The 26,048-nt window shown below is 61.1% G+C and carries 29 protein-coding genes; 19 read left to right on the top strand and 10 right to left on the bottom strand.

Annotated features, from left to right (window positions below; all coding sequences use genetic code 11):
* Nucleotides 1-10 precede the first annotated feature (10 nt).
* Complete coding sequence (locus tag FGM15_04490; protein ID MBU3665124.1) at nt 11-754, top strand: zinc ribbon domain-containing protein; 744 nt, start codon at nt 11-13, stop codon at nt 752-754.
* 17 nt (nt 755-771) lie between these two features.
* The gene (locus FGM15_04485; protein MBU3665123.1) at nt 772-2,043 is read left to right on the top strand and encodes a hypothetical protein; all 1,272 of its coding nucleotides are present in this window, start codon (nt 772-774) and stop codon (nt 2,041-2,043) included.
* Between the two features lie 3 nt (nt 2,044-2,046).
* On the opposite strand, the gene dnaJ is transcribed toward FGM15_04485, so the two are convergent.
* The 5 genes from dnaJ to FGM15_04460 all read right to left on the bottom strand — a co-directional run bounded on the left by dnaJ (nt 2,047) and on the right by FGM15_04460 (nt 6,277).
* A complete protein-coding gene (gene dnaJ / locus FGM15_04480; protein MBU3665122.1) occupies nt 2,047-3,177 on the bottom strand; it encodes a molecular chaperone DnaJ in 1,131 nt (376 codons plus the stop codon).
* A gap of 8 nt (nt 3,178-3,185) precedes the next feature.
* Nucleotides 3,186-3,731: a nucleotide exchange factor GrpE gene (locus FGM15_04475; protein ID MBU3665121.1), complete on the bottom strand. Its 546-nt coding sequence runs from the start codon at nt 3,729-3,731 to the stop codon at nt 3,186-3,188.
* Nucleotides 3,728-5,155, bottom strand: a complete 1,428-nt coding sequence (locus FGM15_04470; protein ID MBU3665120.1) for a GAF domain-containing protein — start codon at nt 5,153-5,155, stop codon at nt 3,728-3,730. The genes FGM15_04475 and FGM15_04470 overlap by 4 nt, the downstream gene beginning before the upstream one ends.
* Before the next feature lie 47 nt (nt 5,156-5,202).
* A complete protein-coding gene (locus FGM15_04465) occupies nt 5,203-5,706 on the bottom strand; it encodes an STAS domain-containing protein (protein MBU3665119.1) in 504 nt (167 codons plus the stop codon).
* A gap of 61 nt (nt 5,707-5,767) precedes the next feature.
* Nucleotides 5,768-6,277, bottom strand: a complete 510-nt coding sequence (locus FGM15_04460; protein MBU3665118.1) for a hypothetical protein — start codon at nt 6,275-6,277, stop codon at nt 5,768-5,770.
* A gap of 44 nt (nt 6,278-6,321) precedes the next feature.
* Between FGM15_04460 and FGM15_04455 the strand changes: the two genes are divergently transcribed.
* Both FGM15_04455 and FGM15_04450 read left to right on the top strand, forming a co-directional pair.
* A complete protein-coding gene (locus FGM15_04455) occupies nt 6,322-6,999 on the top strand; it encodes an SIS domain-containing protein (GenBank protein MBU3665117.1) in 678 nt (225 codons plus the stop codon).
* Entirely contained in the window at nt 6,996-8,045 is a 1,050-nt protein-coding gene (locus tag FGM15_04450; GenBank protein ID MBU3665116.1) for a prepilin peptidase, read from the top strand. The genes FGM15_04455 and FGM15_04450 overlap by 4 nt, the downstream gene beginning before the upstream one ends.
* Nucleotides 8,046-8,049: 4 nt before the next feature.
* On the opposite strand, the gene FGM15_04445 is transcribed toward FGM15_04450, so the two are convergent.
* Nucleotides 8,050-9,036, bottom strand: coding sequence for a sugar ABC transporter permease (locus FGM15_04445; GenBank protein ID MBU3665115.1), 987 nt, complete (start codon nt 9,034-9,036; stop codon nt 8,050-8,052).
* Nucleotides 9,037-9,122: 86 nt separating this feature from the next.
* Between FGM15_04445 and FGM15_04440 the strand changes: the two genes are divergently transcribed.
* Nucleotides 9,123-10,526, top strand: a complete 1,404-nt coding sequence (locus tag FGM15_04440; protein MBU3665114.1) for a TonB-dependent receptor — start codon at nt 9,123-9,125, stop codon at nt 10,524-10,526.
* A 14-nt stretch (nt 10,527-10,540) separates the two neighbouring features.
* On the opposite strand, the gene FGM15_04435 is transcribed toward FGM15_04440, so the two are convergent.
* A complete protein-coding gene (locus FGM15_04435) occupies nt 10,541-11,074 on the bottom strand; it encodes a hypothetical protein (GenBank protein ID MBU3665113.1) in 534 nt (177 codons plus the stop codon).
* 125 nt (nt 11,075-11,199) lie between these two features.
* Here FGM15_04435 and FGM15_04430 point away from each other — a divergent pair, with 125 nt between their 5' ends.
* The 13 genes from FGM15_04430 to FGM15_04370 all read left to right on the top strand — a co-directional run bounded on the left by FGM15_04430 (nt 11,200) and on the right by FGM15_04370 (nt 21,186).
* Nucleotides 11,200-12,252, top strand: coding sequence for an NAD-dependent epimerase/dehydratase family protein (locus tag FGM15_04430; GenBank protein MBU3665112.1), 1,053 nt, complete (start codon nt 11,200-11,202; stop codon nt 12,250-12,252).
* Between the two features lie 25 nt (nt 12,253-12,277).
* A complete protein-coding gene (gene glf, locus FGM15_04425; protein MBU3665111.1) occupies nt 12,278-13,465 on the top strand; it encodes a UDP-galactopyranose mutase in 1,188 nt (395 codons plus the stop codon).
* A 52-nt stretch (nt 13,466-13,517) separates the two neighbouring features.
* The gene (locus tag FGM15_04420) at nt 13,518-14,060 is read left to right on the top strand and encodes a DJ-1/PfpI family protein (GenBank protein ID MBU3665110.1); all 543 of its coding nucleotides are present in this window, start codon (nt 13,518-13,520) and stop codon (nt 14,058-14,060) included.
* A 67-nt stretch (nt 14,061-14,127) separates the two neighbouring features.
* Nucleotides 14,128-14,307, top strand: coding sequence for a hypothetical protein (locus FGM15_04415; GenBank protein ID MBU3665109.1), 180 nt, complete (start codon nt 14,128-14,130; stop codon nt 14,305-14,307).
* A 20-nt stretch (nt 14,308-14,327) separates the two neighbouring features.
* The gene (gene guaA / locus FGM15_04410) at nt 14,328-15,893 is read left to right on the top strand and encodes a glutamine-hydrolyzing GMP synthase (GenBank protein MBU3665108.1); all 1,566 of its coding nucleotides are present in this window, start codon (nt 14,328-14,330) and stop codon (nt 15,891-15,893) included.
* Between the two features lie 50 nt (nt 15,894-15,943).
* Nucleotides 15,944-16,447: a pantetheine-phosphate adenylyltransferase gene (coaD, locus tag FGM15_04405; protein MBU3665107.1), complete on the top strand. Its 504-nt coding sequence runs from the start codon at nt 15,944-15,946 to the stop codon at nt 16,445-16,447.
* The gene (locus FGM15_04400; GenBank protein MBU3665106.1) at nt 16,444-16,899 is read left to right on the top strand and encodes a DUF177 domain-containing protein; all 456 of its coding nucleotides are present in this window, start codon (nt 16,444-16,446) and stop codon (nt 16,897-16,899) included. Before coaD ends, FGM15_04400 begins: the two co-directional genes overlap by 4 nt.
* Before the next feature lie 6 nt (nt 16,900-16,905).
* Nucleotides 16,906-17,088 (top strand): 50S ribosomal protein L32, encoded by a 183-nt coding sequence (locus tag FGM15_04395; protein MBU3665105.1) that lies wholly within the window; start codon nt 16,906-16,908, stop codon nt 17,086-17,088.
* 16 nt (nt 17,089-17,104) lie between these two features.
* On the top strand, nt 17,105-18,109 hold the full coding sequence (gene plsX, locus FGM15_04390) for a phosphate acyltransferase PlsX (GenBank protein MBU3665104.1): 1,005 nt from the start codon (nt 17,105-17,107) through the stop codon (nt 18,107-18,109).
* Nucleotides 18,109-19,107, top strand: a complete 999-nt coding sequence (locus FGM15_04385; GenBank protein ID MBU3665103.1) for a ketoacyl-ACP synthase III — start codon at nt 18,109-18,111, stop codon at nt 19,105-19,107. Before plsX ends, FGM15_04385 begins: the two co-directional genes overlap by 1 nt.
* Nucleotides 19,080-19,970 (top strand): TatD family deoxyribonuclease, encoded by an 891-nt coding sequence (locus tag FGM15_04380; GenBank protein ID MBU3665102.1) that lies wholly within the window; start codon nt 19,080-19,082, stop codon nt 19,968-19,970. Before FGM15_04385 ends, FGM15_04380 begins: the two co-directional genes overlap by 28 nt.
* A gap of 461 nt (nt 19,971-20,431) precedes the next feature.
* Nucleotides 20,432-20,770 carry a ribbon-helix-helix protein, CopG family gene (locus FGM15_04375; GenBank protein ID MBU3665101.1) on the top strand — a complete coding sequence of 113 codons (339 nt, stop codon included), beginning with the start codon at nt 20,432-20,434 and terminating at the stop codon, nt 20,768-20,770.
* Complete coding sequence (locus FGM15_04370) at nt 20,731-21,186, top strand: PIN domain-containing protein (protein ID MBU3665100.1); 456 nt, start codon at nt 20,731-20,733, stop codon at nt 21,184-21,186. The genes FGM15_04375 and FGM15_04370 overlap by 40 nt, the downstream gene beginning before the upstream one ends.
* 336 nt (nt 21,187-21,522) lie before the next feature.
* On the opposite strand, the gene FGM15_04365 is transcribed toward FGM15_04370, so the two are convergent.
* The 3 genes from FGM15_04365 to FGM15_04355 form a co-directional block, all read right to left on the bottom strand.
* Entirely contained in the window at nt 21,523-21,909 is a 387-nt protein-coding gene (locus FGM15_04365) for a type II toxin-antitoxin system VapC family toxin (GenBank protein MBU3665099.1), read from the bottom strand.
* Nucleotides 21,906-22,154 (bottom strand): hypothetical protein, encoded by a 249-nt coding sequence (locus FGM15_04360; GenBank protein MBU3665098.1) that lies wholly within the window; start codon nt 22,152-22,154, stop codon nt 21,906-21,908. The genes FGM15_04365 and FGM15_04360 overlap by 4 nt, the downstream gene beginning before the upstream one ends.
* Nucleotides 22,155-22,377: 223 nt before the next feature.
* Nucleotides 22,378-22,797 carry a helix-turn-helix transcriptional regulator gene (locus tag FGM15_04355; protein MBU3665097.1) on the bottom strand — a complete coding sequence of 140 codons (420 nt, stop codon included), beginning with the start codon at nt 22,795-22,797 and terminating at the stop codon, nt 22,378-22,380.
* 22 nt (nt 22,798-22,819) lie between these two features.
* Here FGM15_04355 and FGM15_04350 point away from each other — a divergent pair, with 22 nt between their 5' ends.
* On the top strand, nt 22,820-25,570 hold the full coding sequence (locus FGM15_04350; GenBank protein MBU3665096.1) for a hypothetical protein: 2,751 nt from the start codon (nt 22,820-22,822) through the stop codon (nt 25,568-25,570).
* Nucleotides 25,571-26,048: the final 478 nt, after the last annotated feature.

The raw sequence follows: 26,048 nt of genomic DNA, 5'->3' as shown, positions 1-26,048 counted from the left end.
TCGCTTCCCCATGGGTCTCAGTTGCGCCAACTGCGGTTATGACAACGACCCGACGCGCGTCTATTGCCACAACTGCGGGCTCCGGCTGGAGCGGGGATCGGCGCCATTTGCGCCACCCACGGGTTTCTCTCCCCCCGGTGAGGTCGAGCAGAAGAAGCGCCGGCAGCGTGCGCGTCTCGCTTGGGGAAAATATTTTGCCGCATTTTGCCGTCTCGTCATCCTCGCGGGTCTTGCAGCCGCGGCGGTTCTGGCTTTCTTGCCGCCTGCCGATCTGCCCGCGCCGCTCGCACCCGATGATGCGTGTGCGTCGCGCATCACCTCGCTCATTGCGGATTCCGCATCAGCGGACGGAAAGAGATCCTTCGCCGTGCCTTCGAGCGAGTTGGTGACCAGCTTCGTCACGCTGGTCAAGTTCCGACCAGCATCCGGTTTGCTTCACCCCAAGCGTGTCTACGCCGTCCCGGGAGAAGGAGATGTGCGCGTCGGCATCGAGGCTTCTTTGTCGGTGGGGCCGCGCATTTACTTCGAAGGCGTTTATGCGCCCGAGGAAGACGCCGCGGGTATGCGCTTGGTGGCGCGGAGTTTCTCGATCGGCCGATTGCCGTTGCCCTCGGCGGCGGGAATGATTGCATCGCGCCAATTCTCCGGCCTGGGCGCCGCCTTGTCCGTGCCCCTCTCGCAGCTTTCGCGGGCATCGGAAGTCCGCATCACTCCCGCGACGACAACGCTGAGTTGGTCGGGCGGCAAACCGTGAGATTGCGCTCGTTCTTAGTGCCGGTTTGCGCCGTGCTCGTCAGCGCGGCATCGGCGCAGGTGGCGGCTCCGGATCTGCTCAAGCCGGAGAACCGGACCGCGAGCAACTCGAAGCAGTTCACCGTTTTCGGAGGAACACCGGGCCGCCGGTCGGACCTGGTGCGGCGTGCGGAGGAATTGAAACGCGGGACCGAGCGCGAGTTGCGCGATTCCGAGGATTGGAAGTCGCCGATCCTCATTATCCTCTCGCCCGGTGACGGATTCCGTTTGCGTCAGCCTGCCGTGGTTCTTCAAGTTTTCGATGCCGACGCGGCGGGTCGAAAGATCCAGATCGATCTTGCGCCTTCGGCGCTCGGTGACGCGGGGCTTGTGGATCAGGCGATTCTTCGCGGCCTGCTGCTCGAGCGGTCGCTTCGTCGGCAGAAGTTCGAAGCGGGCCGTTATGTTGATCCTCCCGACTGGCTGGCCGCCGCGCTTTCCGCATCGCTTGCTCCCGAATCCGCCGGAGGGTCCTCGCTCTACACCAAGATGCTCGAAGGGAAGGGGATGCCGCGTCTCGACCGTTTTCTGGGCCAGAATGCAGGCACTTTGCGCGGACGCGCGCGGGAGTTGCACGCCGCGCAGAGCCTTGCGCTCTACGAAGCGCTGAGCGGTTTGCCCGATGGGCGCCGCCGCGTGCTCGAGAACCTCCTGCTCGTGGAACCGGATCGCGATCCTTTGCAACGTTTCGCGCAAACGTGGCCCGACTTGGCCGCGGATCAGGCCAAGCTCGCGCGCCTTTGGGCCTTGTCGCTGGCTCGCCGATCTTCTGAGGCGAGGGTTGATCTGCTCGGCATCGAGGAAACGGGCGACGAACTGGACAAAATTCTTTCGCCTCTCTCCGAATCCGGGGACGGCAAGGAGCCGGCGGCGGCCATTCTCGATCTTTCGCGCAGCGAACCCGGACGGTTCCGGCTTTCCCAAGCCTCGATCGAAGCGCAAAAACTCGGCTTTCGTGCGCACACGCTCTACGCGCCGGTCGTCGAGGAATACCGGTTGCTCTTCACGAACCTCGGCAAAAAGCGTCGCGGGGGCTTCAACCGCCGCTTCGAGGAATTGGAAGAACTCCGCTTGCAGCTGGGCGAACGTGGGCGCGAGATCACCGACTTCATGAACTGGATGCAGGCCAATGACGGCGACCAGAATTCCGGCGCGATCAAGGTGACGAGCATTCCCCGCACCGAGCCTGCGGAGCGCCGCAACGACAAGATCTCGCGCTATCTCGACTCGGTCGAGGAACGGGGCTGGTAGACGTCAGGAGAAAAAGTCCCGGGCCCGCTCGAAAAATCCCTTGGTCAGCGGCGTGTTCTGCTCGCCGCAACTCGCGGCGAATTCCTCGAGTTTCCTGCGCTGTTCGGCCGAAAGTTTGCTCGGCACTTCCACGGCCACGCGGACGAGTAGTTGACCGTTGCCCGAACCGCGGAAGTGGGGCATGCCCTTGCCGCGCAGTTTGAAAATTGTGCCGCTTTGCGTGCCGGCGGGAATTTTCAGCGATGCGCGTCCGTCGAGCGTGGGCACCGCAATCTCGCCGCCCAGCGCCGCCGTGACGAAGGGCACCGGGAGTTCGCAGTAAAGGTCGTCTCCGTCGCGGGAAAAAACGGCATGCTCTCGGATATGGATGACCACGTAGAGATCGCCGCAGGGTGCGCCGCGTGATCCCGCCTCGCCGTTGCCCGAGGATCTGAGCCGGGCACCATCGTCGATGCCGGCGGGGATTTTCAATTTGATGCGCGTGGTTGTCTCGGTGCGCCCCTCGCCGCGGCACACTTTACAGGGGTGGTCGAAGGTTTCGCCTGCGCCCCCGCAACGCGGGCAAGTTTGGGCGATCTGGAAAAAACCCCGCGAGGCGACGACTTGGCCGTGCCCGCGGCATGTCGCGCATGTGTGGCGTCTGGCTCCCGGCCCCGCTCCCGATCCGCCGCAGGCCGTGCAGCGCCCGTTGCGGCGGATTTCGATTTCCTTTTCCACGCCGCGCGCGGCTTCCTCCAGCTTGATCTCCAGATCGTAGCGAAGGTCCGCACCGCGGCCTTGCGCCGCACCCCCGCCTCCTCCGCCGAAAAAGTGCTCGAAAATTCCGCCGCCGCCCGAACCGAAAACCTCGCGGAACAGATCGAAGGGATCGTGGAAGCCCGCCCCCGCTCCGGCAGGGCCTTGGAATGCCGCGTAGCCATAGCGGTCGAAAGCCGCCCGCTTGTCCGGATCGATGAGAATGTCGTAAGCCTGCGAAATTTCTTTGAAATGCTCCTCGGCTTCCGCGTTCCCCGGGTTGCGGTCGGGGTGGTATTTCATCGCCAACTTGCGGTAGGAGGTTTTGATCTCCTCGACGGCGGCACTGCGGGAAACCCCGAGGATCTCGTAAGGATCCCTGCGATGGCGCGATGACATGGCTCGGACTACTCTGCGGGACCCTTGGAGACGACCACGCTGGCCGGTCGCAGGAGCCGGTCGCGCAATTTGTATCCGCGCCGCGTTTGCCTCAAGACGTTGCCCTCGGGTGTCTTCGCGTCGGCTTCATGTCCCACGGCTTCCATGAGGTTCGGGTCGAATGCGGCCCCTTCCGTTTTGACTTCTTCGAGGCCGGATGACCCGAGAAAGTCGCGGAACTGCTTCGCGACCATGCCCAGCCCTTGCAGAATGGCATCGGCGCCCGGGGCGGAGCGCGCCGCCTCGAGGCCGAGTTCGAAGTTGTCGATCAACGGGAGCAGATCGCCGAGAAGCGAGGAGTTCGCGTAGCGTATGGCTTCCTCTTTCTCGCGCGCTGCGCGCTTGCGGTAGTTGTCGAAGTCGGCCGCCGTGCGCATGGCGAGATCGCGGAATTTCTCCGCCTCCGCCGCGGCATCGGCCGGCGCCGCCCCGTCTTTTTCTGCAGCTTCTGCAGGTGCTGCAGCCTGAACCTCCTGTTTGTGACCGGCGGGCTGGTGATTGTCTTTCTTGCTCATGTTTTGCGGATGAAAATCAGAGTTATGTCATCGTGCTGCGGCGCATCCCCGGCGAACTCCGCCAGTTCGTGCGCTATGTTGCGCACGGTCGCCACGGCTCCCTTCGGGGCGTTGGCCTGCAGGGATTGCGTCAGCCGCGCGGTCCCGAATTCCGTGTCGGCGGCGTCGAGCGCCTCGGTTGCGCCGTCGGTGTAGAGCAGGATTCCGTCGCCGGGCTCCAGCTTCACGACTTCGTCGGCTATGACCCTATCGAAGACATCACCACTGTCAACGCCCATGGCCATGCCGGGCGCGGCAAGTGCGGAAACCTCGCGCGTGGCGGCGCGGTAGACCAGCGGCGGGTCGTGTCCGGCCCGCGCGAGCGTCACGTCCCCGGAGCGCGTGTCTATGATGATGTAAAGCAGGCTGACGAACATGTCCTCCTTCACATCGGGGTAGAGTTGGCGGTTCACGCGGCGCAGGACTTCCGCCGCAGAGGCGCAGCCTTGCATGGCTCCCCTGAGAACGCTGCGGCACATACCGGTGATCAGGGCGGCCGGGATGCCCTTGCCCGAGACGTCGGCGATGGCGATGCCCCAGCGGTGTTCGTCGATGGCGAGGTAATCGAAGTAATCCCCGCTCACATGGCGCGCCGGGACGTTGCATCCCGCCAAGTCATAGCCTGCCACTCGCGGCGGCTCGCCGGGAAGCAGAACGCTCTGGATTTCCCGCGCGGTTTCCAGGTCGCTATCCAGTTTCCTCTTCTCGCCGACCTCCCGGTAAACCGCATCGCTGAACAACGCGAAAGCGGACTGCTCGGCAATGGCTTTGAACACGTCGAGTTCCTCCGCGCCGAACACCGAGGACATCGGCCCGTTGACCACCGCCAGCACACCGAGGACTTTGTCGCGGTAGGCGAGGCACGCGACGAGCGCGGAACTCGGTGCTTGGCCCTCGGTGGCCAGGCCTTGCAACTCCGCGCTGCCGAAATCGAACGCGCGCGTTCCGCCTTCTTTCCAGATTTTTCCGATCGCGCCCTCGCCCGGGTGCACCGGATGAAGGCGCAGATAGCTCTCGAGCGCCACCGGATTCACCGCGGCCTGCTCGCGGATCCGGGCCGGAAGCTGCACAAGGGGAGGACAGGCCCGGCTGACGTAGGCCGGTGCGAGAAAGGCGCCCGATTTGTCCGCGATGTAGAGCGCGCCGCCGTGGGCGTCGAGAATACGGACGGCTCCCTCGACAATGAGGCGGTATAGCTCGCGGCGTTTGGCCTGGCCACCGAAAGCTTCCCCGAGGCCGTGCAGAAAGTCGAAGACTTGGTCCTCCTCGGTGCGCAAAGCGCGCCATTCACGGCCGAGGACAAAAAGGGCGCGGCGCTGGCGGACGACGAGCCAGGCGAGCGCAGCCGACAGCGCGATGAAAATTGCAAGAAGGAGGGTCGTCATCTCGCCAGCGGGGACGGTCGGAGGTTAGTGCGCGCGGCCGACGCCCATCAAGGGCTGCTTTCTCCCCCCGGGTTTCCCTCGCGGAGATATTCCAGCACGTCCTTGAACCGCACGGCGTTTTCCGGGTTGGCAGCCATGAGATTCTCGTGGGCCTCGATGATCGCCTGTTTCTTCGCTTCGCGCGGCTGTTCCCCCTCCGCATCGTGCCACTCAGGGCTCCCGGGTTGTCCGGGATCCGTGGTCTCTACCTGCATAATGCGGTCAAGGCCGAGATTTCGCAGGACGCCCCGGTTGCGTTCGTTCGGGCGGATGATGCGAACTTTGCCTTTGTCTCCCAATCGCAGGGCGATGCCCGCGAGAGTCCCCATGAAGGTGGAATCCATCAGTTCGCAGTTTTTCAGGTCCACGATAAATTCCGTGTGGCCGCGCCGCGTCATCTCCGCCGCGAAGTCTTTCATGCCCGCGCTGTTCTGGAACGTGCCGCGGCCATCGACCTTGATCCAGACCGTCGAACCGGCGACCCCTACCTGCACTGGAGAAACTGCGCTCAAGTTGGTTCCAGTTAGCCCGCGATTCCCGGCCTAGTCAATGGCGCCGCCCCCCGCAGCGCTTTCATTTCCAAAGATACGATTGCGTGAACCCGACGATGCGTTTGTTTTCGATCAGCAGGCACCGCCATGCCGTCACCGGTCCGTCCCACTGGAAATCGTCGCCGGTGACCGCGAACGAGGTTTTCACCGTCCCCTTTGCCTGTTCGTATGACACTTCCTGCGCGCGCACCGCATTGCCGAGCTTCGCTTGGCGGTATTCGAAACGCACGGTGAGGTCTGCCGGCCGCCGCGCACGCCAGAAAAAGTCGAAGTAGGTGCCTTCGCGCTGCCGCCGTTCGTCGGCCGAGAGCGCGCCGTGGTTCACGCGCTTGCGGTCGAAGTTGATCGTTTCGTTCTCCGTCGGCTGGAAGGTCGCGGGCTGGTTGATGAAGCGCTTCATCTTGCGGAATTGGAAATCGCTGTCGAGGGCGAGGGGAAGAACGGGTGCGGACGCCAGCTCGACCGGCCGCGGCGGCGCGGCGCACGAGGCGAGGATCAGCGCCGCCAACGCGAGCGCAAAACGCGGAAACATGGCAGCATCAAAGAAGGTTTGACCGCGGATGTCAAACGGCCGCGATGCCGCAAATTGTCTTGCTTAACCGCGGGGCCGGCCGGAATGCTCGCCACGATGATGCGTCATTTTTCCATTCTTTTTGCGGTGCCCGTTTTCTGCGCGGAGGTGGACGCTTGAGCCCGTTCCGCCGTTCCCTCGACGACGCTTTGGGCGTGTTCGGTTCCCTGTCCGCGCTCGAGAAGCCGCTGGTGCGAGCGGCAGATGCTGTCCTCTCTGCCCTCACTAATGGCGGCAAACTTCTGCTCTGCGGCAATGGCGGGAGTTCGTCCGATGCGGCCCACATCGCAGCCGAGTTCGTCTGCCGGTTTTGCGGCGACCGCCGCCCTTATCCGGCGCTGGCCCTCGGGGTCGATGGCGGTCTGCTCACCGCGATCGGCAACGATTACGAGTTCACCGACGCCTTCTCGCGCCAGGTGCACGCCTTCGGCAAACCCGGCGATGTGCTGATCGCCATATCCAGCTCGGGCAAATCGCGCAATGTTCTCGCCGCGATTGAGGAGGCGCGCCGGCGCAAGCTTGTGACCATCGCACTGCTCGGTCGCGATGGCGGCTTCACCAAAGGCGCGGCCGACATCGAATTGATCGTCGAGGGTCCCAACACCGCGCGCATCCAGGAAGCGCAGAAGTTCCTTCTCCATGTGCTCTGCGAGTTGGCCGAGGAGAAGTTGCCGAAGGAATGAACCCCGCGTTGGCTTCTGCGGCCGTTTTTGTTTTCGGGCTTGTTGTCGGCTCTTTTCTCAATGCCGTCATCCACCGCCTTCCTCGCGGCATCGGGCTTTCCTTTCCCCGCCGGTCCTTCTGCCCCTCGTGCGGCCGCAGCTTGCCTTGGCACGAAAACATCCCGGTCCTCAGCTGGGTGCTGCTCCGCGGTCGCTGCTCGTCTTGCGGGGCGAAAATTTCATTCCGTTACCCGCTGGTCGAATTGCTTACAGCGGTTGTTTTTGTCCTGATCTGGCGCGGGTTCGAGCCTCCGGTGGCGGCCGCCTACATGATTTTCGCGGCCATTCTCATCGCCGGGACTTTCATCGACCTGGAGCACATGATCTTGCCCGACTCCCTGACCGTGGGTGGAGCGGTTGCCGGTGTTGTTTTGAGCATGGTCGTGCCCGGACTTCAGCCAGGAGCGCTTGAGTGGGACGAACGGCTCAGGGCGTCGATCTTCGGGGCGGCTGTCGGATTCGCCGTCCTTCTCGCCGTTGTGGAACTCGGCAAGCTGGCGTTCGGCAGGAAACGCGTGGCTTTGGAGCCGGCCGAGCCGTTCGAGATTTCCTTCAACAAAGGCGCGCCGCGGCTCGTCTTCGGGGCCGAAGAGTGGGAGCTGGAAGAATTTTTTTACCGCCCGACGGATGTTCTCGAGATTCACCTGCAAGGCGGCGAGGTTTGGCATCTCGGGGTCCGGGGCGTGAGACGGGGAGGGGCGCTCGCTGATTACGCGAGTGCTCACGGATGGAAGGGCGCGGCCGAGGCCGTGGTGGTTCCGCGCGAAGCCATGGGATTCGGCGATGTGAAATTCATGCTCACGCTCGGCGCGTTTCTCGGCTGGCCCGGCGCCCTCTTCAGCATCGGTGCCGGCTCCGTGATCGGCGCGTTTGCCGGAGTGCTCCTGCTCGCCGCCGGTCGTTTGGGGGAAGCCGGGCGCATCCCGTTCGGTCCTTATCTCGCCGCGGGTGCCCTGCTCTGGATCGCCGCCGGCCCCGATCTCGTGCGCTGGTGCTTCCTGCGCTGAAAGATCAGCCGCGCCACCGGTTGACCTTCAGGAATGTCTGCACGAAGAAAAACAGGATGACGAAAATGACGACCGACAGCGCGGCCGACCATCCGAAGCGGTAGTAAGTGAAGGCTGTCTTGTAAACATACGAGACAAGGATGTGCGTGGAGTCGGCCGGTTCGCCGCCGTTGGTGAAGAGCCACACGACGTTCAGGCTGTTGAAATTCCAGATGATCGCTATGACCGTGGCCGGAAGCATCACGGAACGCAGCAGCGGCAAAGTCAGGTTCGTGAACTGCTGCCACGGCGTCGCTCCCTCGAGCATCGCCGATTCGTAGATCGACGGAGGAACCGCCCGCAGGCCGGCGAACGCCGCGATCATGAGAAACGGGTAACCCATCCAGACATTGACGGCGATCGCCGCGGTGAAAGCGGCGAACGGGTGCGTGAGCCATTCGACCGGCGGAAGACCGAATGCCGCACCGAGGAACGAATTCACCGTGCCTTGGTGGCCATGGAACATGCCTTGCCAAGTAAGCGCCGTGATGTATTGCGGCATGGCCCACGGCAGAAGCAGCAACGCCCGCCACGCGGACCGCCCGCGCACGAAATGCTGGTTCAGAATGATGGCGAGAAAGACGCCGATCACCGCCTGGAGTCCCGTGCTCACCACGGTCCATACCACGGTGCGGCAAAAGGTGAACCAGAACCCCGGCTCGAGAAAAACCAGCGCGTATTGCCGGAGACCGACGTAGTGCCATTCGCGGATGCGGCCGTTTTCCGCGTCCGAGAACGAAAGCAGCACGTTGTAGAAAAGCGGATACACCATCGCCAGGGCGAGAAACACCAGTGCTGGTGCGAGGCACACCGAGAGAAATGCGCGTCGGCGGGCGACGGGATCCCATCCGGTGATGGAAGCCAGAGCTGCGGCCCTTGTCGCGTCGGCCGTGCGGCTCAAGGCGCTTCCTCCCCGTTGCGGTGTTCCCATCCCATCCGCGCCAGTCTGCATTATCCGTGCCTGATTTCGAGCGCCATATGACCCGGCGCGGTTTTGCCGTTGCCGCGCGAATCGCCGGACCGCAAAGTATCGCGCTCATGTCATCGGACACTTTCAACCAGCAGGTCAACCAGAAGGCGCTCGAACTCAATCTCGACCCGCGCGTTTACGGGACTTTCGCCGAGATCGGTGCCGGCCAGGAAGTCGCGCGGCGTTTCTTCTATGTCGGGGCGGCCGCCGGCACCGTGGCGAAGACCATGTCGGCTTACGACATGACTTTCAGCGATGCCATCTACGGACCGGTCGAGCGCTATGTCAGCCGCCAGCGTCTTTGGGGTATGCTCGACCACGAATTCGAGCTGTTGCGCGAGCGGCTCGACGCGAAAATCGGGGCGGAAAAAACTTTTTTTGTCTTCGCGGACACCGTGGCGGCCCGCAGTTACCACAGCCACAGCGAGTCCCACGGCTGGATGGGCATCCGCTTCCAGAGTGTTCCGCGCGGTCCGGTCAACGAGATCATCATCCACGTGCGTATGCTCGATGCGGAGAACATCGCGCAGCAGGAGGCTCTCGGGATCATGGGGGTCAACTTGATTTACGGGGCTTTCCGCCACCACCGCGAACCGGAGAAGCTCATCGCCACTCTCCTCGACGACCTGACGTCGAAGCGTATCGAGGTGGACATGATACGGTTCAGCGGTCCGGACTTCTCCGGCGTGGACAATCGCCTCATGAGCCTGCAACTCGTCGCGCAGGGTCTCGGGCGCGCAGCCATGTTCCGCCCGGATGGCGAAGTGCTCCAGCCGTCCGAGGAGCTTTACAAGCGCGCCGTCCTCGTGGAGCGCGGGAGTTTCCGTCCCGTCACGCTCGTCACGCACGAGATGCTCAGCCGCGCCTGCGAAGAGTTTGCCCCGCGCGAGAAGGAAGCCCCCCGCGGATTCCTCACGCTGGCGGAAATCACCATGCAGAATCTTCTCAGTGCGGGCGAACTCGACCCGCGCGATTTTCTCGACCGCACCGACATCCTCGGTGCCCTGGGCCAGACGGTGCTCGTTTCCAATTTCGGCGAATACTTTCGCCTCGTCGATTACATCGCCCGCTACACCAACGAGGCCATCGGCTTGGCCTTGGGTGTTCCGGCCCTGGAGGAAATTTTCCTCGAAAAATATTACATCGGACTCGAAGGGGGTATCCTCGAGGGACTCGGACGGCTTTTCAAAACCAACGTGCGTCTCTACGCCTACCCGCGGTCGGGTCCCGACGGAAAAGTCATCACGGCCGACAATCTCCGCGTCGATCCCAAGCTGCGCCACCTCTACGCCTACCTGCGCGAGAATGACTTCATTGTCCCCGTGAGCCGTTACCGCGAGGACATTCTCGGCATCAAGTCCCCGGATGTTCTGGCCAAGCTGCGGGCCGGTGACCCGGCATGGGAAAAGTGCGTTCCGCCCGAGGTGGCGCAGATTATCCGCGAGCGGCGTTTGCTCGGGTGGGCCGGCTGAAGCCGGGTGCGGCCTCAGTCGCCGTGCTCTTCGTTCTTTTTCTCCTCGTGGCTGGAGGATGGCGAGACGGCTGTTTCTGAGGGTGCGCCGTCCGCAGCGGCGCGCACTCCCGCGCCGTGGCGATAAACCAGTTCCCCTCCATAATGGCCGGTTTGAACCACGGAGTAAGCGGCCGCCAAGGCAGCCGCCGCCGTGAGCGCCGAGAGGACGATTCCCGCAACGCGTTTGTTGGCCGCGAAAGCCGCCGCCACCGCCAGCAGCGCGGCAACCACGGCGATGTTTCTCGTCAGTTCACCCCAGTCCTCATGCTCTTCGAGGACCTCTTCTCCGGCGGCCGAGATCTCGTGGAGACGTTCGGCCTCTTCCTCGCCGGTTGATGTCGCCACGACTGCTCCTGCGGCGCCGCACACGAGCAGAATGGCCACCATCAAAGGAAGATTCCAACGCCGGAGGAGCACCGCCAGCACCGCCAACCCGGCTCCGAGCAGAACGAAAGCAATGGGAAAGTGGACAACGGCCGGGTGCAGAGGATTCGGAAAAGGGACCATAATTTCTCACCTTACTGCGGCTCCCCGCCTTCGTCCAACCTTGCGCGGCGTGCGCCGGCGTTGCGGATTGATCACCGGCCGTTTTTGATGTTTGTTGACAAGTTCGTGCCTTCCCTATCTCCAACATGAAGAAACTCCTGGTCACCGGTTCCTCAGGCCTCATTGGTTCCGAGGTGTGCCTTCACTTCGCCGGTCTCGGTTGGGAGATCCACGGCGTGGACAACAACCAGCGTGCGGTCTTCTTCGGTCCGCAGGGGGACACGCGCTGGAACCAGGAACGCCTGGCCAAGCTCATCGCGAACTTCCATCATCACGAACTCGACATCCGGAACCGCGCCGGCGTGCTCGAACTTTTGGCGCTGGTGGCACCCGATGCCATCGTTCATACGGCCGCGCAACCCAGCCACGACAGGGCCGCCGCCATCCCATTCGACGATTTCGACACCAATGCGGTCGGCACGCTCAATCTCCTCGAAGCCGTGCGCCGGGCCTGCCCGACCTCGCCGTTCGTCCACATGTCCACCAACAAGGTTTACGGCGACCGGCCGAACACGATCAAACTCCGCGAACTGGATACACGGTGGGATTACGACGATCCCGCCTACGCCGACGGCATTGCCGAGGATTTTTCCATCGACCAGTCCAAGCATTCGCTCTTCGGAGCGTCGAAAGTCGCCGCCGACATTCTCGTCCAGGAATACGGGCGCTACTTCGGCATCCCCGGCTGTTGTCTGCGCGGCGGTTGCCTCACCGGACCGAATCACTCCGGTGTCGAGTTGCACGGATTCCTCAGCTACCTCGTGAAATGCAATCTCGAGGGCAGGGAATACAAAGTTTACGGCTACAAGGGAAAACAGGTGCGCGACAACATCCACAGCCACGACGTGGCCCGCTTCATCGAGGAATTTCTCAAGGCTCCCCGGGTGGCCGAGGTTTACAACATCGGCGGCGGCCGCGACAACTCGTGCTCCATCCTCGAGGCGTTTGCCATGACGGAAAAATTCACCGGCAAAAAGCAGGCCTATACTTATATCGACGAAAACCGCATCGGCGACCACATCTGCTACATCAGCAACCTTGCCAAGATGCGCCGGCATTACCCCGCGTGGGATATCACCGTCTCGCTGGAGGAAACCGTGAGGCAGATCGTCGAGGCTTGGCGGCAACGCGCGGCCTGAGCCCCCGCACCCGCGCACCGGCCCTATGCCGATCGAAGTCGATGTCCTGATTGTCGGCGCCGGATTTTCCGGGCTGACCATCGCCGAGCGGCTCGCCACAACCCGCGGCAAGATGTGTCTCGTGGTGGAAAAGCGCGGACATCTCGGCGGCAATGCCTACGACAAGTATGACGAGGCGGGCGTGCTCATCCACGCCTACGGTCCGCATTACTTCCGGACGAACGCGCCGCGTATCGTCGAATATCTCGGGCAATTCACCGGCTGGCATCCGGTCGATTACAAAATCCTGTCTTTCGACGACGGCCGATACTGGAACTTTCCGATCAACCTCAACACTTTCGAGCAGTTTCTCGGGCGTTCGTCCACCTCGCAGGAGATGGAAGCCTGGCTCGCGGCTCACCGCGTGCCGATCGAAAACCCGTCCAATTCGGAAGAAGTGATCGTCAGCCAGGTCGGTCGCGAGCTTTACGCGAAATTTTTCGAGGGCTACACGCTCAAGCAATGGAGACGGCACCCGCGGGATCTTGATGCTTCCGTCTGCGGGCGCATTCCGGTTCGCACCAACCGCGACGACCGCTACCTGCGCGAGGATTTCCAGGCCTTGCCCAAAGACGGCTATACGAAAATGTTCGAGCGCATGGCGGTTGCGTGCGCCGACAAGGTCCAGATCCTCCTCGGCACGGACTTCCGTGACATCTTGCCGCAGGTCGCGTTCAAGCACCTCGTTTACACCGGACCGATCGACGAATATTTCGACTTTTGCTTCGGCCCTTTGCCTTACCGTTCCTTGCGGTTCGAGTCGGAGTCTTTCACGCCCGACCGGCTCAAAGACCGCGAGGCCATAGCGGGCAAGCCGGGATTCTGGCAGCCGGCGATGCAAGTGAACTATCCCAACAGCGAGGACTTCACGCGCATCGTGGAAATCAAACACGCCACCGGGCAGCAGTGTCCGAATACCACGATCGTCCGCGAGTATCCGGAGGACTACGGTCCGGGCAAAGAGGCCTACTATCCCGTCCCCGCGCCCGATTCGGCGGCTTTGTATCGGAAATACAAGGAGTTGGCCGACTGCGGTCACTCTCCGCTCGGTCTGCGGCACGCCAAGACATCCGTGTCTTTCATCGGGCGGCTGGCGACTTACCGCTACTACAACATGGACCAGGTTGTCGGCATGGCGCTGGCCGAAGCCCGCCGGCTCGAAAGCGTGATCTGATGGCACGCGCGCAGACTCGCGCCGACGTGCACGGTTGCATTAAGATGCATCCATGAATAAACGCGTGCTCGCCCTGCTCGCCGACGGCGTGGAAGAGCTGGAACTTGTGGCGCCTGTGGATGTGCTCCGCCGCGCAGGCGCGGAAGTTGTCATGGCCGTTGTCGGCGACGGGATCCATGTCACCGGACGCAACGGCATCGTGTTGCACGGGGACGCGCGGCTGACCGATGTCGATGCGAAGAGCTTCGACCTGCTTTTGATTCCGGGTGGTGCTGCGGTTGCCGCTTTGCGGCAAGACGGCACGGCAGCCCAGCTGGCGAAAAACTTCGTCGCCGAGGGCAAGGCTGTTGCCGCGATCTGTGCCGGTCCTCTCGTGCTCGAGGACGCCGGTCTGCTCGAGGGCAAGCGCTTCACCGCCCATTTTTCGGCGGCCAACGAACTGCCCGGCGCGCAGGTCGGCGAGCGGGTCGTCGAAGACGGTCTCGTCATCACGTCGCGCGGGGCGGGAACTGCGCTCGAGTTCGGTTTGGCATTGGTGGACCGGCTTTTCGGCGAGGCGAGGGAGGAGGAGATTGCCCGCGCGATCATGAGCTGATTGGGGTTCGACTTTTGAGCTGATGCGGGTAAACTCGCGTATTCTATTGGTTCAAATTCGGCCGCTTATGATCAAAACGATTCTATTCCCCCTCGGTGCCTTGGTTCTCGCCGCGCTCTCCGGTTGTGCGACCGCCGACGAGGCGGAAGCAGCCGTGACAAACAAACTGGAGGAGGGCCTGTCCGGGCGCGGACGCCTCGTCTCCCCCGATCCGATGGGCGACCGCTTCGGGTCCTACTACGATTGAGGTCCAGCGGACGCACCCGGATGTCTTCTGCAAATTCCAAAATCGCGATCCTCGACTTCGGTTCGCAATACACGCAAGTGATTGCCCGCCGCGTGCGCGAGTGCCGCGTTTATTCCGAGATTTTTCCGCACACGGTTTCCGCCGCCGAACTCAAGCGCAGCGGGGCGCGCGGCATCATCTTTTCCGGTGGACCGGCCAGCGTTTATGCCAAGAACGCGCCTCGTGTGGACCGTGCCGTTTACAACCTCGGGCTTCCCATCCTCGGCATCTGCTACGGCATGCAGTTGCTTTCACGCGATCTCGGCGGCGCGGTGGAGCCGTCCACCGAGAGGGAGTTCGGCCCGGGCAGGCTGACCATCAACCGCAAGGCCGGGCTGTTCGCCGGTCTGCCCAAGGTCATGGATGTGTGGAACAGCCACGGCGACAAAGTGACGAAGCTTCCCCGCGGTTTCGTCGTGGCCGGCACGACTGAAAATTCCAAGGCTGCCGCCATCGCCGACGAGAAGCGCAAGTTTTACGGCCTGCAATTCCACCCCGAGGTTTCGCACACGCCGCGTGGCGTCGAGGTGATCGAGAATTTCGTCCTCGGTGTCTGCGGCTGCGCACCTGATTGGACGACGGGGTCCTTCATCGAGCGTGCGTGCGCGGATATTTGCGAGCAGGTCGGGGAGGACCGCGTGGTCCTCGGGCTCAGCGGTGGCGTCGATTCTTCCGTGGCGGCCGCCTTGCTGCACAAGGCCATCGGCGAGCAGTTGACCTGCATCTTCGTGGACAACGGCCTCCTCCGCGGCGGGGAGCGCGAGTGGGTGCGGGAAATTTTCGGGCGCCATTTCCACATCGATTTGCGGATCATTGACGCATCGGCACGGTTCCTCGGGAAGCTGCGCAAAGTCACCGACCCCGAGCGCAAGCGCAAGATCATCGGCACCGAGTTCGTGCGCGTGTTCGAGCAGGCAGCGGGCTCCCTGGCTGCCAAGCGCCGCGGCCGTCCCTATCGCTACCTTGCCCAAGGCACGCTTTACCCCGACGTGATCGAAAGCGTGCCGATCGGCGGGAACCCGGCTTCGCTGATCAAGAGCCACCACAACGTCGGCGGCCTGCCGAAGCGGATGAAGTTCAAACTCGTCGAGCCCCTGCGCCAGCTATTCAAAGACGAGGTGCGCGAAGTCGGACTGCAGCTCGGGCTCCCGCGCGAAATCGTCCATCGCCACCCGTTCCCCGGTCCGGGGCTCGCGGTGCGTATCTTGGGCGAAGTCAGCCGCGCCCGCGTCCGCGTCCTGCAGGAAGCCGATGAAATCGTGCAGGCCGAAATGGTGTCATCGGGCTGGTATGACCGCGTCTGGCAAGCCTTCGCAGTGCTGCTTCCCGTGCGATCGGTGGGCGTGATGGGCGACGAGCGCACCTTCGAGAATACCGTGGCCTTGCGCGTGGTGGACAGTCGCGATGGCATGACCGCCGACTGGGTGCGCTTGCCCTACGATCTGCTGGCCCGCATCTCCGGGCGCATCATCAACGAAGTGCGCGGGGTCAATCGCGTCTGCTTCGACATCTCGAGCAAACCGCCCGCCACCATCGAGTGGGAGTGAACCTGCGCGCGGGTTCGCCGTTTTGACAAACACCGCGAATCTGCGACAACATGCCCGCCATGGTCCGCGCGATTTATCCCGGCAGCTTCGATCCCGTTACCCTCGGCCATATCGACGTGATCCAGAGGGCCTTGAAGCTCTTTGACGAGGTCATCGTCGCGGCCGCACCCAGCGAGGGAAAGAAACCGCTGTTCAATATCGAAGAACGACTCGAGCTGATCCGCTCATCCCTCCCCGGCGAACCGCGCCTCAAGGTCCAGAAACTTGACGGCCTGCTCGTGGATTTTGTCCGGGCCGAACACGCCCAAGTCGTGGTCCGCGGATTGCGTGCGGTGTCCGACTTCGAGTTCGAATTCCAGATGGCCCTGATGAACCGGCGCCTTGCTCCGGCTGTGGAAACCATCTTTCTCATGCCCAAGGAGGACTACAGCTACATCAGCAGCCGCATCGTCAAGGAAGTGGCGCGCCTCGGCGGCGACGTGTCCGGTGTGGTGTCGCCGTCAGTGCAGGCTGCGCTCGGGGAAAAGTTCTCACGGCAAGGCGGGGCGTCATGATCGGTGTCCATCTGCGGCAGGTCCCGCCCGAGGGCCAACACCTCGAAGGCGAGGAAGACGCGGGGTTTCTCGACCTCTCCGCGATCGGCGCCAAGCCGGCCGGCCCCGTCGCTTACGATTTCCAAGTGGGACTCTCGGGCGGCGGCCTGTTTGCCACCGGGCGCGTGGTCGCACCCGTCCAAATGAACTGCGTCGCCTGCCTGCAGCCTTTTGTTTTCCAAGCGGTTGTGGACCCTTTCGCGGCACAGGTCGAGATCGACGGGCGCGAACTGGTCGACCTCACCCCCATGGTCCGCGAGGAGCTTTTATTGGCTTTGCCAAATCACCCCCGCTGTGATCTTATTCCCGGCCACCGTTGTCCCTATCAACAGCCGGAGACCTCCGGCCGCGGGTCGCCGCAAACCGCGGAATCTGCTTGGGACCAGTTGGATAAGCTAAAAATCAAACGCTGAGTTCTTATGCCAGTTCCCAAACGCAAAGTTTCCAAAATGCGCCTGCGCACCCGCAAGGCGGCCAACCGCTGGCGCGCCGGCAAGCTCGGCACTTGTGCCCAATGCGGTGCCAAGATCCCCTCGCATACCGCCTGTCCGTCCTGCGGATACTACAAAGGGCGCCAAGTCCTTTCGGTCGGCGCGGCCTGATCTTGTTTTTGAGCCGATGAAGGTTGCCCTCGATGCCATGGGCGGCGACCACGCCCCGCAAGCCTGCGTGGATGGCGCGGTCCTCGCCCTCCGCGAGTTTGCCAACCTCGAGAAATTATTCCTCGTCGGCGACGAGGCGCGCATCCGCGCCGAGTTGGAAAAGAACGGCTGCCGCGATCCGCGCGTGGAAATTGTCCACGCCACGCAAGTCGTCGAGATGTCGGAAAGCGCCGTCGATGGCGTGCGCCGCAAAAAAGATTCGTCCATCTCTCGCGCGGTCGACTTGGTCAAACACGGACGCGCCGACGCCGTGGTCAGTGCCGGACACACCGGCGCCGCCGTCGCCGCCACCACGATCAAACTTCGCACTCTCGAAGGTGTCGACCGCCCGGGGATCGCCGCCTTGCTCCCGACGGAGACCAACCTTTGCGTCCTCATCGACGCCGGTGCCAATACCGACGCCCGCCCCGAGCACATGTTGCAATACGCCATCATGGGAGCCGTCTTCTCCCGCTACGTTCTCGGCTACAAGGATCCCGCCATCGGTCTCATGTCCATCGGCGGCGAGGACGTCAAAGGCAGCGAATTCACCAAGGACATTTTCAAACTCCTCAAAACGAGCGGACTTAACTTTCGCGGGAACATCGAGGGTCATGACCTCTTCCAAAACCCTGTCGAGGTCGTTCTTTGCGACGGCTTCACCGGAAACGTCGTCCTCAAATCCTGCGAAGCCACCGCTGAAGCGGTTTTTCACTGGCTTAAAAACGAAATCAAACGCTCCCCGCTCCGCATGGCCGGCGCCTATCTCATGCAGGGCGCTTTCCGCAAGTTGAAGAAACGCACCAACTACGAGGAATACGGCGGCAGCCCGCTGCTCGGTGTCGACGGCATCTGCATCATCGCGCACGGGTCGAGCAGCCCCAAAGCCATCAAGAACGCGATCCGTGTCGCCCTTGAATCGATCCAGACGCGGATCAACCCGCACATCGTCGAGGAACTCGCCGCATTCTACGCCCGTTGATGAGCACGAAAACACTCCGCCCCGTCGCCATCACCGGCACCGGGAAATATGTTCCCGAGAAGGTCCTCACCAACGCGGACCTGCAAAAAATCGTCGATACCAGCGACGAATGGATCACCGAGCGCACGGGGATCAAAGAGCGCCGGATTGCCGCGGACAACGAGGCCACCAGTGATCTTGCCGTTCACGCGGCGCGCGCCGCATTGGAAAACGCAGGCGTCGCCGCTGCCGACCTCGATCTCATCATCGTGGCCACGTTCACCCCGGACATGTTTTTCCCTTCGACGGCTTGCTTTGTGCAGAAAGCTCTCGGCGCCTCCAAGGCCACGTGCTTCGATGTCTCGGCCGCGTGCTCGGGGTTTCTTTACTGCCTCGACATCGCGCGCAATTACATCGCCACGGGTGCTGCGGAAAACATCCTGGTTATCGGGGCGGACAAAGTCAGCGGTGTGATCGACTGGAGTGACCGCAATACGTGCGTCTTGTTCGGTGACGGCGCCGGCGCGGCCGTGCTCCAGCCGGCCAAAGAGGGCGGGGGAGAAATTCTTTCGGTTTATTCCGGCAGCAACGGCTCGCTCGACGAGATCCTCAATGTGCCGGCCGGCGGCTCGCGCCTTCCGCTTACTGCGGCCAACGTGGACAGCAGGCTCAACACCATGAAAATGGCTGGCCGCGAGGTTTACCGTCACGCGGTCACCACGATGATGTCCGCCGCCAAGGAAGCCATCGGCCGCGCGGGTCTCACGGTCGACGACATCGAATGCTTCATCCCCCATCAGGCCAATCTCCGCATCATCGAGACCATCGCCGACAAGCTGCATGTGCCGATGGAGCGCTTTTTCGTGAATCTCACCGAATACGGCAACACGTCGGCCGCGGCCGTGGCCATCGCCCTCGACGAGGCGCAGCGCAGCGGACGCATCAAGCACGGTGACCACATCCTCATGGTGGTCTTCGGCGGCGGGTTGACGTGGGCTTCTGCCGTGGTTCGCTGGTAGCAGTTGTGCTCACCGATACCCACGCCCATCTTGATTTTCCCGAGTTCGAAGGGCAGCTCGATGCCGTGCTCGCGCGGGCATCTGAAGCCGGTGTGCAGCGTGTCATCACCATCGGTATCGACCGCGAAAGCTGCCGAAAGTCTCTCGCCATCGCGGAAAAATACGACAACGTCCACGTCGTAGTCGGTCTGCATCCTTGCTCGGTCATGGAAGCAGGCGCGATGGATTTCCTCGATGAACTTCCCGCGCTCGCACGCCACCCGAAAGTCGTTGCCATCGGAGAGACCGGCATGGATTACCACCATCTGCCGAGCCGTGCGCGGACCGTGCAAAAAGAGGAGGCGGTCTTCAACGCCTTGTTGGCGGGGACGGCGGAGGCCACCGAAGCCGAGATTGCGGATGGCGCAATGAAGTCCGCGCAGGCAGAAGCCTTCAAGGTGCAGCTCGATCTGGCCGTCGAACTCGGTCTCAACGTCGTCATCCACCAGCGCGACGCCTGGCAGGATAACCTGGAAATTCTGCGCCCCTACACCGGGAAAGTGCGAGGTGTTTTCCACTGCTTCGGCGGATCACCGGATGACGCCGCGGAGATCGCCGCTCTGGGACATCTTGTTTCCTTCACCGGCATCGTGACTTTCAAAAATGCCGCGCTTGTGCAGGAAACCGTTCGCTCCGTCACGGCAGATGGCTACATGGCGGAAACCGACTGCCCGTATCTCGCGCCCGTTCCTTTCCGGGGAAAAACGTGCGAGCCGGCGCATGTCCGCCTCACCGTCGAAAAGATTGCCGCACTGCGCGGCGAAACTTTGGAAAAAGTCGCCGCCGATACCGAACAAACCACGCGCGTTTTTTTCAAGCTGTAGCTGCGACTGAAGCCGTCTGCGGGCTCCCGAAATGCGAAAAGTGCCGCCCGGCTTGCGCCGGACGGCACTCTCACTACGCCAACAAGAAAATTTCGTTTTTCAGCAATGTGATAAGCTAAGTAATTTATAGCACACTGATACTCTCGCTTCAACATGCGTCAAGGAAATGCTCCAAGCAGGCCCAGTCGCTGCCCGGTTGGATCAGCGATCTGATCTGCCAGCTCCTGAGCCTTGCCCCGGTTGCTGCAAGGCCAAAACGCACGCTGCTTTATTTGTTGGGGGATAAAAAGGCAGGCTGGACTTGGAAATTCCGCCCCTTGTCCAGAGACCGCACCCGTGCTCGGACGAGGCCATGCTCCAGCGCGAGCGCGGCGATCCAGATGTCGTTCGATGGGATGGGCGTTCCTTTGCGGCGCAGCTATTGGTAGATCGTTGCGTAGTGGCGCGCGGTAGCATGAGGCATGCTTTTGCTGGAGCACCCCGCTGGCGGCTGGCGAAACCACACAGCATTCGATGTAGTTGCTTTCCGGCGGTTTGCGACTACGTTTGCGCCCATGGTCACCGAAACTCTTTCCATCAAGGTTTCCAAAGCCGAAAAGAACCTTCTTCGCGAATGCGCACGTCGCAGCCGCCGGTCTGCCTCGGACTTGTTGCGGCAGGCCTTGCTTTCGGTGGTTCGCTCCCCGCAGGCCGCCGGTGCATCGCTGCTCGAGCGACACGCGCACCTCTTCGATGACCTCGACCGCGGCCCGGGGGATTTATCCACCAACAAACAACGGCTTCGCGGCTACGGGCGGTGAACCAAGTTGTCTTGGCCGATACGGGTCCGTTGGTTGCGCTCTTCGACCGGGGCGACGAACACCACGATTGGGCTAAGCGCAGCTTGGGGAAAATCCGCGGACCCTTGCTGACTTCCGAGCCGGTGGTCAGCGAGGTCCTTTTCCTTCTTGGGGACATGCCGCGTTCGCGCGCGGCATTCCTCGACTTCTGGTCCGAGGGGGCGCTGAAGGTTTCATTCGATGCAGGACGGGAAAGGGCCGCTTTGATCGCGTTGCTGGAGAAATACCAAGACACCGGGATGTCCTTGGCCGATGCCACGATGGTTCGGATGAGCGAGTTGCATGCCGGCAGCGTTGTCTGGACGCTCGACGAAGATTTTCGCGTCTATCGCCGCATGGGGCGCAAGGTGATCCCGCTCCTCGACTGGCCGAGGTAGATTGCCGGTTCGATTTGCAGCGCAATGCCGCGGACGTGCGTTCGCTCATGCGCGAATACGCCGACCGCCTACTAGCTTGGCCGACGCTTGGTTGGTTCAGCTCTATGGAACTTAGCGCGCAGGCACCGCAAGATTGTGGCCATCGATTGAGGGGACTTCAGAGCCTACCGGACCCGCGAGGGAAGGCGCATCGAATGCCTCTTTGCGCCGGGCGCCTCCGGATGCACGCTTGTCACGCGCAACACTGCCGAGTTTCTCCGCGTTCCGGCTCTGGCCGTTGAAGAATGGTGAAGCCGCCAAGCGCCGCTTTCACCCGCGCCGCAGAGGCAAAATTGTTCACCCCAGCTTCGGCACGAAAGGAATGTGATCGAAGTGTTTGTCGCGCGTGTAGAGCACGAGGCCATGCTCCAGCGCGAGCGCGGCGATCCAGAGGTTGTTGGACGGCATGGGCGTTCCTTTGCGGCGCAGCTGTTGGTAGATCGTCGCGTAGTGGTGCGCGGCAGCATCGGTGCTGTGCGCGGCCCGCACGCCGGGTTGCTGGAGAAGTTCCTGTAGGAGGGAAGCTTGCTCACCGCCGCGGCGCGTCAGTCCTGCCCCGGCCCGTATTTCGGCCAGCACGACAAAAGGGATGAGCAGGGCCTCGGCATTTTCGAATTGCGCCACCACATCATCCTCACCCGCGCAGAAATCGATGAACCGGTTCGAGTCGATGAGCAGCCTCATGTCCAGTCTGCTTCCTCAACCTTGTCCATGGCTTCCAATGTGCGCGCCCAAGCTTTCCGGTCCGGAGCCTTGCGTTTGTGCAGAAGTCCGCGCAAAGAACGGTGGCGCACACCCGCCGTGTCGAGGCCTAGGCCCCGGGAAAGTGCCTGCACGGCCGCTTTGTTGAGGCTGATCTTTTCCGCCTCCGCCACCTCCCGCAAGCGGAGGTCGGTGTTCTCGGGAATATCCCGCACCGTGTATGGCACGGAATGCCTTCTATGTGCGCATGCAAAATAGCTTTTTAGTGCAGGCAAAAGGAGGATGATACCAATCCCGCTTTTTCGGGTTCCGCCCTTGGGGTAGGGGACTACACGCGGCGTGCGCCCCTTTGTGGCATCGGTATCTTGTCGATGATTTGATGGCGTCAACGGTGCCTTCGCCAGTGACCGCCCCCGAGTTGGCTGCGCTCGTCGCGACAGATTGAAGCTATTACCTCTTTCGCTTTGCGCGGTAGGTCGGTGCGGGTTCCGCCACACGGAGGAGAGGGGTAGTGGTAATGGATTGGTGAAAGTCCCGCGCCAGCCTACAGACGAATGGTGAAAGGTGCTCCATGTATTTCAGACTGAGAAGCTCGTCCAATAGCCGCGACTTTTCCCGCAATTTAAGATAGCCGTATTTCACCATCCAATCGGTCAGTTTTTCCAGCAAATCATCGCTCGGTTGACGCGTCCCGTTCTCGATTTTGGCCCAACCCGGAGCGGACACAAACCCTTGGGCTCCAAGCGCCTCTTGCGAAATCTCCAAGGACCTCCGCAGCTCCCTCAACCGTTGACTCACCAAGCTCACACGCATCCATAGCAGCATGCGGAGTAATACGTCGGGATTGAGTTTTAGGTTGCACCCATCCAAGGGTGGGCGATATTAGCAGTTTATGAACACTCCCAGAATCCTTGTCCTTTTGCGCCCTCAATATTCCTTTTGTAGGTGGGGAGTCTCGCTCTGCTGCTTCGTGGGCACGATACTGCTGGCGAGCACTTCGGTTCTTGCCGCAGCAACGACTGGAAATGATACCGCGGGCAATCTCCTTGCCAATGGGAGTTTTGAAGACTCGGTCTATATGCCAGCAAACTCCAACACTTTTAATCCTTTGATGGATGGCTGGTCAGGGAGTGGGAACTTTCAAGTCATCACCAATGGACTTAACTATCCGGATGCCTATCAAGGCGAAAAATTTCTGGTCTTTAGTGCTGGCGAGACAACTCCATCGGGTTCAATCGAGCAAACTGTAAACGTAGTTTCTGGACCTTCATACCTCTTGTCTTTCTGGCTCAGGCATGATGGCACAGACTCTAACACTCGACCGGGCACAGTCGGCATCAAAGCGGAACTGCTGCAAAATGGAAGTGTTCTCGCGGCAACGAGCGTGTATCTTGATACCGCAGCTGGTTACAATATCGGCCAGTGGTATCGATTCTCTTTGCAGGCTGCGGCCAATGGGCCTTCAATAACAGTCCGCTTTACTGACATCAGCACCCGAGGTGCCTTGAGAAAAGATATCAGTTTGGACGGGATTTCTCTTACCAATTCAGATGCTGATTCTGATGGCGATGGTTTGACCGATGCTTGGGAGCGGGGATTCGGGCGTTACCAAGTTGTGCAAGGCAGCTTCACATGGGAGCAAGCAAAGGCTGATGCTGAATCTAAAGGGGGACATTTGGCCACCGTAACCAGTGCAGATGAAAACGCATTTATCTCTGGAATGAACACGCAACTTGCGTGGTTGGGTGCTACAGACAGCTCCCAAGAGGGACTGTGGCAGTGGGTGACAGGTGAGGGTTTTAATTATAGCAATTGGTATATCGGCTATGACGGCCAAGAGCCTGACAACTACGGTGGGAATCAGCACTATTTAATTACGCACTTCAATGGCTCGGACATTTGGGGTGACGAACGCGTCGATGATCCAAATGTTGCTGCCTATATTTTCGAGTTTGGCTATCCGACCGACCCGTATAACGCCGATAGCGACGGAGACGGGTTCAACGACTCCATTGAGACGCACTACAAGACGGATCCGAATAATGCAGCGGTCACGCCGAATAATAGCCGGCCTGCGGGGCGTGTGCGAGCTTGGGGAGACAGCGCTTTCGGTGAGTGTGCCGTGCCGCCGACTCTTGAAGGCGTTATTCAAGTGGCTGCCGGAAGCAGCGACTCCATCGCTGTGAAATTAGATGGAACTATCGAGTCTTGGGGAGCCATGCTTGACCAATCTCTGCAGCATATTCCTTCATATGTGCCAGAGGGTGTGGCCAACGTCGTGCAGATTGAAAGTGGCTTCGACTATAAAGTCGCTCTCAAAGGCGATGGCACGGTTGCCGTGTGGGGGTGGTTGTGGGATGGATATAGCCACTTAGCCGCGCCTGATGCGTCTGGCCTCACTGGAGTGGTGCAGGTGTCTGCAGGTGCATCTCACTACACGGTGCTCAAAGCTGATGGCACGGTCGAATCACGCGGTTCCAATAACTGGGGAGAGTTGAACGTGCCTACGGGTCTTTCGGATGTAATCCAAGTCTCTGCTGGCGCTTATCATTCAGTCGCTTTGAAACGGGATGGCAAGGTCGTTGTCTGGGGCCAGTTTAATCATTCGTCTGTTTACCAAGTGCCAGAGAGTTTGAACGGGGTAGTTAAGGTTGCCGCCGGAGATCATTTCACGCTGGCACTCAAGTCGGACGGAACAGTAGTTGCTTGGGGTCTAAATCAGTTTGGGCAACTCAGCGTGCCGCCAAGCCTAACCGATGTTGTGGATATCAGCGCATCACTTGTTGCTGGTCATGCACTGGCTTTGAAGGCCGATGGGACTGTGGTTGCTTGGGGGGATAACTCGCTCGGCCAGGCGACCGTTCCCGAAAATCTAATCGACGTGCTCAGTTTAGCTGCCGGAGGTGGACACAGTATTGCGCTCTACACTCCAGCCATAGATACCGATGGTGATGGTATTCCCGACATTTACGAAACCACCACGGGCACGTGGGTTTCGACGACTGACACCGGCACGAATCCGAACAATCCTGACACCGACGGTGACGGTCTGAGCGATGGCGCGGAGACAGTGACGGGTGTCTATTTGTCTGCCACAGATACGGGCACGGATCCGAACAAAGCGGATTCCGACGCCGATGGCTTGGCTGATGGCATCGAGACGGCGACCTGGATTTACTTGTCACCAACAGATACGGGAACAGACCCAAATACTTGGGATACGGACTGGGATGGGCTGGCCGATAGTGCCGAAACGAACACGGGTGTTTACGTTGGTGAGGGGAATACAGGAACCAGTCCTGTAAATGAAGACACCAGCGGCGACGGCATCAAGGATGGCGAGGCCGTAGTCTGGAAATTCAATCCACTTATCGACCAGCGCTCGGTCGTGAATTTCCTCAAGCACACGTCCGAAAACAGCGCTGCTTCACGCTTCGGACTCTACACCAGTAATAGCATCGCCGATTTGAATCTCGGCGCCCTATTGCTTCAGAAGTCGGGAAACACGGTCAGCTTGCGTCTGCAGTTGCAAAGCAAGAGCAACATGACCAATGCTTGGACAAACCACAGCACTATACCCATCTTTCTCGATATGCCCGGCAATAGAGCCTTTATGCGGATTCGCGCACTTGGGCCGCAGTAATACACTCGTTTTGTTGGCGTAGTAAGGGCAGTCCGGCGCACGTCCGGCGGCCTTATACGCATCGCCCTTATGGTCGTAGTCGCTCCAGTCGTCTGCGGGTAGGCACAGGATCAGGCACGGAAAATTGACACCGCCCTATTATCGCGAGCTTAACCCTGATCAATCGTCTGCTTCCTTCGTGAATCTAATCTTCAAAGAAAGATTCGGAGCCACATGGATATTCTGCGGACAGTAAAAGTATCGCCGACTAGTATCGCCGACTTTCTCTTTTGAAGCGGTATCCTGCTTTGCCAGTGATTGAAGCATTGATTTGATGGTATGGTGGCCTGACCCTCTTGGCCTGCCCCCCTGAAAGAGGACAGTTGAAAAGTGAAGTTCTGCGCCATTAGAAGGAGCAGAACCAATGAAACGGAGTCGATTCAGCGAGGAGCAAATTATCGGGATCTTGCGAGAGGTCCAAGGAGGGGGCAACACGCGC

The organism is Chthoniobacterales bacterium, assembly GCA_018883245.1.
Classification (GTDB): domain Bacteria; phylum Verrucomicrobiota; class Verrucomicrobiia; order Chthoniobacterales; family JACTMZ01; genus JACTMZ01.
Note: the sequence above shows the minus strand (reverse complement) of the source record. Positions and strands in the feature narration are given on the sequence as shown.